Source organism: Streptomyces sp. NPDC006476 (assembly GCF_040612015.1).
In the GTDB taxonomy this organism is placed as follows: Bacteria; Actinomycetota; Actinomycetes; order Streptomycetales; family Streptomycetaceae; genus Streptomyces; species Streptomyces griseorubiginosus_B.
Genome location: NZ_JBEXPK010000243.1, coordinates 1 through 2,590 on the forward strand (window position 1 = coordinate 1; position 2,590 = coordinate 2,590).

The window sequence follows — 2,590 nt, forward strand, 5'->3', positions numbered from 1 at the left end:
TCGGTCCCTCGGCCCACCGTCAGCCGGAGCAGCTCGACCCGATCATGCTGCTGCTCATCATGATCATCTTCGTGGTGCTGCTGCTGCCGGTCGGGCCTTCCTGCGGGCCTTCACCTGGGGGCACGTACGCCAACTCGAGTCCGCCGCCCGGGCGTTCACCTGCACTCTTGCCGCACACACCGGTCTGGTCCCGAAGCGGGACGAGGTGGTGTTCGTGGACATCGACTCCAAGGTCAAGCAGGTCTACGGCCCGGCCAAGCAATGCGCATCGTTCGGCTACACCAAGCAGCGTGGTCTGCACTTCCAGATCGTCACGGTCAAGACGGGCACCTGCGCGCCGGTGATCGTGGCAACGAGGCTGCGCAAGGGCTCTGCCAACTCCGGCAAGGGCGCGGCGAGTCTGCTGCGCGAGGCGCTGGCCACCGTGCGGGCGATGGGCATCACCGCGCAGATCATCGTCCGCGCCGACTCCGCGTACTTCTCCCACAAGGTCGTCGAGGTCTGCCGCACGGCCGGCGCACGGTTCTCGCTCGCGGTCGCGGTCAAGAAGAAGATCCGTGAGGCCATCGCGCACATCGCCGAGGACGCCTGGACGCCGATCAAGTACACCGACGCCATCTGGGACGCCGAGGAGGAACGCTGGATCTCCGACGCCGAGATCGCCGAGGTCCCCTTCACCGCGTTCACCAGCAAGAAGAAGGCCTTCCACACCACGGCCCGGCTCATCGTGCGGCGCGTGAAACGCCTCAACCCGAAGTCCGTGCCCGAGGGGCAGGCCGAGCTGTTCGGCGTTTGGCGCCACCACGTCATCTTCACCGACAGCCCGTTCATCTTGGCCCAGGCCGAACCCATGCACCGCGAACACGCCGTCGTGGAGCAGGTCTTCGCCGATCGGGAGGACTCCGCGCTCGCCCATCTTCCGTCGGGGAAGTTCACCGCGAACGCCGCCTGGCTCACCCCCGCAGCCACCGCCTACAACCTCACCCGGGCCGCCGGCCACCTAGCCTCCGTCTTCCACGCCAGGGCACGGACCGGCACCATCCGCCGCCACCTGATCAACATCCCCGCCCGGATCGCCACCGGCGCCCGCCGCGTCACCCTCCATCTGCCTCAATTCTGGCGCTGGGCCGACGACTTCACGGACCTGTGGACAACGACCGGACAGCGCATGGTCACCTGACCCGCACGACCGCCCTGCCCGCCCACGACCCGAAAGACCTCGGAGACCCCGCACCGGACGGCCACCCGGCGATCGCCGCTGCCCGCGTCCCGAAGAAACACCCGGAACCCGCCTGACACCCGTGATCAGAATTAACGCGGTGGATCGAGGGTGATGTGACGGCGATTACACGAGGCGCATTTGAGGGGCATATGACTCTTCCGGAAGTGGGTTTCCGCATGAAATGGTGAGCGTTCCTTAAAGGAAAGGAAGGGAAGGGACTTATGTTAATCAGGCGGAAAAAGAGTTGGGCGCTGGGGGCGGTGCTGGTCGGTTGCCTGGCGCTCGTGCCCGTCGGCCAGGTCGCGGCGTCTGGCACTCACTCACCGGGGGCGGGAGGGTCGTCCAAGACCCTGAAGGCATTGGAGAGCGAGCAGAGTCGCGAGTTAAACCGGGCTGCGGTGGCTAGTTTGCGCCGGAATCTGGGCTTGTCGGAAGCCGAGGCGCGGCGGCGCTTTGCGGCCCAGGCGGGCCTGGACGCGCTGAGCGCAAGGCTGCTCAAGCGGTTGGGGGAGCGACAGGCCGGGGCGTGGATCGACCCTGCCAATGGCGACTTGGTGGTCAACGTCCTCAATGCCGAGGACGCGCATACAGTCGAGGCTGCCGGGGCGCACGCACGGATTGTCCGGCATGCTTCCCGTCAGCTGGTGCGTCTGGAGAGCGAGCTGAACCGGACGCAGCTGCCGCGGGGCAGCTCGTTGGGGATAGATCCCCACGCCGACGCGGTAGTGATCGACGTGCCCCACGGTCAGTCGTTCACCCCGGCACGTGACTACAAAGGTGCTGTGGTCATCAAGCACTCCCCGGCCCCGGCTCGAAGGATGGCCACTCCGGCAACGTCTGCTTCCACCAACGCCGCCCGAGCCGACCTGTATGCGGGGCTGACCATCAATCGGGACGCTCCTGGGGGTGTCCGGTGTACCAGCGGATTCCTGATTACACCGAAGCAGAGCTCGGGCTTCCACTTCAACTACCTGCTTACTGCAGGCCATTGCGGAGGCGTCGGCAGCAAATGGTTCCGTGGAAATTCACAAATCGGATCCACCAGTCACAGCGAGCTCGGGCCGAATGATTTCTCGACCATTGCCCTGAACGACTACGCCACCTGGCAGCCACAGCCCTGGTCGTACACACAGAATGGCCCGCAGCCCGTTCGCGGCGGATACACAGTCTCCACAACCGGGTCGACCGTGTGCATGCGAGGCTCATCGACCGAATACAACTGCGGCCAAGTCCTCGACTTGAATGCGAGTTACTTTAGCTCAACGAATAACGACCAGATCAGCGGCGTAGTAAAGACCAGTCTGTGCGCCATACCCGGTGACAGCGGCGCCCCTGTCACCGTCCCGAACGGAAGTGGCGTACTCGGCG

2 protein-coding genes are annotated in these 2,590 nt (G+C 65.4%); both read left to right on the top strand.

The annotated features are described in order from the left end of the window. The first annotated feature begins 100 nt into the window (after positions 1-100). Positions 101-1,180, top strand: coding sequence for an IS1380 family transposase (locus tag ABZZ74_RS53570; protein WP_356951363.1), 1,080 nt, complete (start codon positions 101-103; stop codon positions 1,178-1,180). A 401-nt stretch (positions 1,181-1,581) separates the two neighbouring features. Next, the coding region (locus tag ABZZ74_RS53575; protein ID WP_356951362.1) for a S1 family peptidase at positions 1,582-2,590 on the top strand (1,009 nt) is incomplete at its 3' end.